The 6,000-nt window shown below is 69.6% G+C and carries 4 protein-coding genes; 2 read left to right on the top strand and 2 right to left on the bottom strand.

Going from position 1 to position 6,000, the window contains the following annotated elements:
* The first annotated feature begins 849 nt into the window (after nucleotides 1-849).
* Entirely contained in the window at nucleotides 850-1,245 is a 396-nt protein-coding gene (locus ACZ7LY_RS30120; protein WP_053641162.1) for a hypothetical protein, read from the top strand.
* Between the two features lie 843 nt (nucleotides 1,246-2,088).
* Here ACZ7LY_RS30120 and ACZ7LY_RS30115 read toward each other — a convergent pair.
* Nucleotides 2,089-3,513, bottom strand: coding sequence for a protein kinase domain-containing protein (locus ACZ7LY_RS30115; protein WP_471627898.1), 1,425 nt, complete (start codon nucleotides 3,511-3,513; stop codon nucleotides 2,089-2,091).
* A gap of 390 nt (nucleotides 3,514-3,903) precedes the next feature.
* The gene (locus ACZ7LY_RS30110; protein ID WP_053641159.1) at nucleotides 3,904-4,956 is read right to left on the bottom strand and encodes a hypothetical protein; all 1,053 of its coding nucleotides are present in this window, start codon (nucleotides 4,954-4,956) and stop codon (nucleotides 3,904-3,906) included.
* Nucleotides 4,957-5,286: 330 nt separating this feature from the next.
* On the opposite strand from ACZ7LY_RS30110, the gene ACZ7LY_RS30105 reads away from it, so the two are divergent.
* Nucleotides 5,287-5,982 (top strand): Abi family protein, encoded by a 696-nt coding sequence (locus ACZ7LY_RS30105; RefSeq protein WP_111382288.1) that lies wholly within the window; start codon nucleotides 5,287-5,289, stop codon nucleotides 5,980-5,982.
* Nucleotides 5,983-6,000 lie beyond the last annotated feature (18 nt).

Here is a 6,000-nt window from a genome sequence, read left to right as displayed (position 1 = left end):
GCGCGCCGTCTCCTCCGGAGACATGACGCGCCGTCACTACGTGACGGAACGTTGCGTCGTCGCTCCGCGACGACCTGTAACGCCGCTCCGCGGCGTTACAAAAGCTGGCTGCCTGGAGGAGCCGGCCCCTGTTGGCCGGTACATAATTGTAGAAGTAAGTGCATCGCAGCCCAGTCTCTATAACCCTTTGACCTGCGGCTATATCTCTCTTGCTCTCAACGGCCTGCCTGGTGAGAGCAAGATCAGACTGACTTGTCGCTGAGCGCCGGACACCGTCCCTGTCGATGCGTACCCATTATGTAACGCTCCTTGGCTTGGTTCACGGTTATGTAACGGCTACTCTTCGTGTTCAAGTATTGGTCTGGACCTCTTGTGGAATACTCGGTACCTAAAAAGAGTGATAGAAGGTCTCCGAAGGGATTTTACGCATTCACTCGCGTTACATGGGTGTGGGGGTTCTGTGACGATTCTCTCCGGATGGCGTTCCCCGAAGACGTGAATCGTTGTGCACCGCAAAAGTAGAAATTTAGAGCCGCATTCGGGGCTCGTTTTTCTTCTGCTTAGGTTTGTTCTCGGGAGGTGTGTGTGGGAGCTGATGGCATGGGACGGAACTCTCATCGCCGTCACCACACCCGCGTCTGACCCGCTCTCGTTCCGGACTCGTTGCCAGTGCCGCAGAGCCCTCACGCGACGCGCTGGCCCAAGCCGTCCTGACCCCGAGGCGGGACTCTGATCGAGCGCCTCGCGGCGCTCGGCCTGCGGGTGTCGGCAGCGCAGCTGGAGCGGTGACGGGCGGCGGGACTGCTGCCCGGGCACGCACGGCGGTGGCTGGGGCGCGGGCGCGGTTCGATGTCGGTGCTTGCCGAGGAGACGGTGGCCGTCGCGGCAGCGCTGGGGCGGCATGCGCGGCCGGGGCGGGATCTGCGGTGGACGGTGATCGCCTGGTACGCCGAGGCCGGACTTCCCGCCGGGCCAGGGGAGTTGGCGGTGCCCGAGCCGCCGTGGCCGGCCGTGCGGGAGTCGCTGTTGTGGGCGGTCTCCCGCTCGCGCGCCCAGCACCTGGTGGTGCGGGCCCGTACGGCGGGCGGCGGGGGGCGCAGGACGCCTTCTACGCCGAGGCCGGGCGGGTGGCGGGGCGAGGTCCGGCCGGGCTGCCGCACCCGGACGAGATGCGGCGGCTGGTGGTCGACGACCCTGGGGGCGCGTGGGACCGGGGCCCGGAGCGCGGGCAGCGGCGCGCGGTGATGCATCTGGCCGCGGCCGCCGGGATGGGGGCCGCGGAGGTCGGCGGTGAGGTCCTCATGGAGGCGCTCGCCGCACTGATGCCCGGCGTGGACTGGGCGCCGGTCGCCGAGTCCACGCAGCAGGCCGAGCGCGAGGGCACTCTGGAGAGCTGGCTTGTGGCGGGGACACTCGTTGACCCGCTCGCCCGCCTCCGGGCCGCCGGCGAGGAGGAGATGACTGCGGCGCGCAGTGTGGCGCGAATCCTCAACCTGGTCGGCTTTCTGTACGTGATGCACGGGCTGCTGATGCCCGACAACCCCTTCCTCGCCCGCCTGCGGGCGAGGATCGACGAGTCCGGGTTCGCCCTGGTTGTCTCCCAGCTCGTCCCTCAGATGGCCAGCCCGTCCGGTGTCCCCCACGCGCTGGCGATGTGCCTGTCGCCCGAGATCGCCGTGGTCGCCGCCTTGTTGGAGGAGCTGATCGACGAACAGGCCGGCGCCGGACAGGGGCTGCTGTCGCTGCCCGGGGCCGAGGAGGGCGGGGGCCGGGGCATTCAAGCAGACCTGGATCGACCGTCTCCACGAACTCCGCGACCGCGGCCTCGACAGCGTCGGCGAGGGCGGCGGCCCCGGCTCGGCCGTCACTGCGGTCCCCGAGCCCTGACGACCTTGTGCCGAACGCGCCGAGCACGCCCTGCTGGCCGCGTGGCTGCCGAGCACGGATCGTGCCACGCCCTGCGCCAGCGCGGGTCGTCAGCGGCCGTCGCATCGAGTGCGGCCGGCATCGGCGTCCAGCCCCATGGGGACAGCCGAGTTCGTCCTCGTCTCGCTTCCAGAACCCGTACAGAATCGGCTGGCTGCGGGGTCAGGCCGTGGCGGCGGTCCGTTCGGGAACCTCAGCGACGGGAGCGTCCGGTGAGGAGTGGGAAATCCAGGCCACGACCGCGTCTGTCAGCTGCTGGACCTGATCGGCTGTCCGCGGCATCCGCGCACGGTGCCACGGAGTGTGTCCCCACTGCTGTTCCAGGACCCACGGCGGTCCGCTTCGCTGCGCTTCGGCGATAAAGCACACACCGTCGTCGAGGAGTGCGTCCAGGACGATGCGCCGTCCGTCGTGGAGGTCGGTGGCCATCCAGATGAAGCCGCCGTCGGGTACGAAGCCTTCCTCACAGTTGTCGATCCAGCCGTACTCGCCAAGGGTGCGATCGCCGTTGTCGTGGTTGATGCCCTCGCTCCAGGCGTCCGGATCACCGGTCAGGGCTTCGGCGATGCGTCGGATGCAGGGCAGCATCATCGCCCGTGTCGCCTCAACATCGCGGCGGCTGCGGTCTCCGTGCGGTCCCCAGCCACCCATGAAGGGGCGGCCGAAGGGGCGGAAGCGGGTTGTCTGGGCGTGGCGGCCGAGCCAGGCCGCCAGTTCGGCATGGAAGTCGGTCATGGTCAGCCGGTCCTGCACGCGGTGCTGGGTCGCGGCCTCCAGGACGTGTTCCAGGGCGGTCATGGCGTTCCCGCCGCCGTGGGTGGCCAGGTTGAACTCCTCCGTGCCCACCCGGTGTGTTCCCTCGGGCGGATACGGGCCGCGACGGCGATGGGCCAGGACGAAAAGGGTCTTGGCGAGAGAGTAGACATCGGCCCGCTCACCGCGGTCCTTGCCGTCGGTGCTGCGCATCTCGGGGGCCATGAAGTTGGCGGGCCCGACCTTCTCCCCGACACGGGTCACGCCGGCGGGCAGGTGGGCGAAGGCCGCGATCCCGAAGTCGGCCAGGACCGGCATCCCGTCGTACCAGAACAGGTTGTCCGGCTTGATGTCCCGGTGGTAGATCCCCTGATCGGCGAGCGCCGCGAGGGTGCGGGCCAGGGCGGTGGTGTGCGTGACCACGTCGAGGACGGTCGAGGTGTCGTCGACGATGTCGGCCAGCGGCCGGGCCCGGGGCATGGCGTACCAGCGGGGTGCGGTGCCATGGGCGTCGTCGATGTCCCAGATCGGCAGGATGCCCGGACTTCCGTTCACCTGCTGCATGAAGAGCGCCTCGTCGTAGAAGCGCCGGCGGCGGGCCCGCCGTCCCTTGTCCACATAGCCCTCGCCCGGCACAGGCGGGTCGGACATGTGCTTGAGGACGCCCTCACGCCCGCTGCTCACCTCGGTGGCCCTGCGCACGAACTTCTTCCCGCCGAGTTGGCCGAGTTGGCCGTCGTCGCGCCACCGCGGAACGTTGTAGTCGACGCTGTTGCCGTTCGGCTGCGGCTTACGCGGGCGCTGCGGAGGGCGTGGCACGGGTCTTCCTGACATGCCCGAACGGTAGCGTTCCTGTGCCCCGCCTCGGGACCGAACAGCATGCTCTGCGCACAAACTGGGACCTAGACGGGAGCGCGGGCTGCGGGGGTCGGCGCAGCCGGTGCCGGGGCCCAGGGGTGTGCGGCGGTGCGGATTCTGTCGTTCGCGCGCGGGCTGTCGGCGGAGTGTGCCCTGCCTGCGGGTCTCCAGTCGCGAGCAGCAGATCAACGAGATCCGCATCGCCCCCCCCCACTCTGCGTGCCGCATGGTTCGAGCCCGGCCGGTGCCGAACAGGGCGGCGCCCTCCACGACGCTGGTCCGATGCCTCTGCCGTACCCGGGAAGGCACCGCGGGGACGACGATCCCGTCCGCCGGGCGGCAGTCGGCGCGGACGGATGTGGTCGCTCAGGTGCGCCGGAGGCGAAGCGGTCGGACCCAGTCCCCGGTGGCGGCATACCAGTTGAGGGTTTCGCCGATCCGGTCGGCGGCGTCCTCAAGCAGACCGTCGGGGGTCACAGTGACCCGGTGGCACGGCGGGAGGCGGCTGTCCGGGTGGTAGCCGGCGTACTTGCCGTCGCCGTGACGGTCGGGGTCGGGGGTGACGTCGATGAGGCCGAAGGCCTGCAGCGCCTGGTGGGTCTCATAGGCCTCGCGGGTCAGTCCGTAGGCGCCCGCGCGCACGGCGCCGGTGACGTAGGGCTCATCGTGCTCGGAGTGCTGGTTGACATCGAGCCACATCAGGTAGGCGGTGATCTCGCTGGGGGTCAGCAGGTGTACCCAGCCCCGGGTGAAGAACGCGGCCGGGATGTCGACGTACGGCTCGTTCTTCTTCGGCACGCGATAGGGGATGTGGGCGTTGTCGGTGCTGTGCCCGCTGTCGCACAGCAGGGTGAAGTCGCGGAAGGGCAGGTATTCACCGCGGTGGGGCAGGTCGACCAAGTACTGGTCGTTGAGGGTCTTGAGGGCCTGGGTGATCTGGCGCAGCTTGTTCGTCCTCGGGCTGGCAACGTAAGCCGTGCCGCCCCGGTGGCGGGCGAGCGCGCAGACAAGTCGTTCCAGGGAGATCGGCTGGTCGCGGCCGTGCTCGATGGGAATCGTGTGGTGCCACTTTTGGCCGGGGGCGGCCTGGCAGGCGGCGGCGAACAACAGGAGCAGGTGCAGGCGGCCGGTGACGCCGCGGGGGGCGATCAGTCGGGCGGCGGGAGGCCGTTTCTCGCGCGGCAGGCCATTGCGTTCCGTCACGACTTTCAGCGGCACGGTATGGCGGACGTAGAGGCGGCGGACACGGACCGCCGAAGGGGTGCGGCCGGCGGCGGACAGGTGGGTGGCGGCTGTGACGGCATCCTTCAGCATGCCGCTGTCGGTGAGGGCGTCGAGCGTCTCGTGGCGGGTCTTCACCGCCTTCTCGGCGGGTCCGGGCGGCTCCCCCGTGGCCGATACAAGGCGGGCCCGGATCACGGCGCCTCCTCACCGATTGCAGCGGATTGATAGCTACGGCTTGACCCGCATGTTATGCCTCGTCTCTCCGCTTCCCTGGTGGCTTAGAGGTCATGCAGGTCAATCCGTGGTCCCAGTGTACGGGGACAGCTCCGGATCGGGGGTTTCATTGAGCTATGCGACCGGCCGCACTCCGCAGGCCCCGGCAACGGGAACGCGGGGCTGCCGTCTCGCGGGCGAGGCGTACCGGGCCCGGAAAACGTCTTAGCCCCGGCGACATGATCATTTAGATCAGCGGTCCACCGGGGCTTGTCATCCATGACTATACCCGACCTTCCAGCAGGAGGAACCGTGACGCACGCATCCCCGGCACCCGCCCCGGGGCCGTGGGTGGAGAACTGGCTCAGCCCCGCCCGGCACGCCATCTACCTGACCGCGGCCGGCGGCGACCCCGCCCGCGCCCTCGCCCTGTACGAATGGAACACGAGCCTGACCTGCGCGGTCCTGCGCGACCTCAGCCACTTCGAGATCGCCCTGCGCAACGCGTACGCCGCCGCGCTGGACGCGACCTGGAACGGCAACGGGCACTGGCTGGAGGACCCGGCCAGTCCCCTGCGCGCCCCGCTGATCCGTGTGAAGAAGGGCTCGCGCGGCACGCGCCGGGTCGACATGAACGACAAGACCCGCAAGGCCATCGACAGCGCCCGCACCCGCTACGGCCGCAGCGCGCCCCCCGGGAAGGTGATCGCCGAGCTGTCGCTGGGCATGTGGAGGTACCTGTCCACCTCCGCGCACGAGAAGACGCTGTGGGTCCCCCACCTCCACCACGCCTTCCCGCCCGGGACCAACCGTGCCACCGTCGACCAGCCGATCGGCGACCTGCACGAGCTGCGCAACCGGGCCGCGCACTGGGAACCGCTCCTGAACGTTCCCGTCGCCGTACGGATGAAGGACCTCCTGACGGTCGCCGGCCTGCTCGGGCCCGACCTCGCCGCCTACATCCAGCACTCCAGCCGCGTCGACGCCCTGCTCACCCAGCGCCCGTAACCCGTCGGCCGCACGACG

This window comes from Streptomyces sp. NPDC107550, from assembly GCF_055639095.1.
This window is presented reverse-complemented; position numbering and strand designations above follow the sequence as displayed.

Bases quoted from the DNA above. Each gene is read 5' to 3' on its own strand.
- ACZ7LY_RS30120 (WP_053641162.1), top strand. From the start codon at position 850: ATGTCGGTGCTTGCCGAGGAGACGGTGGCCGTCGCGGCAGCGCTGGGG.
- ACZ7LY_RS30115 (WP_471627898.1), bottom strand. From the start codon at position 3,513: ATGTCAGGAAGACCCGTGCCACGCCCTCCGCAGCGCCCGCGTAAGCCG.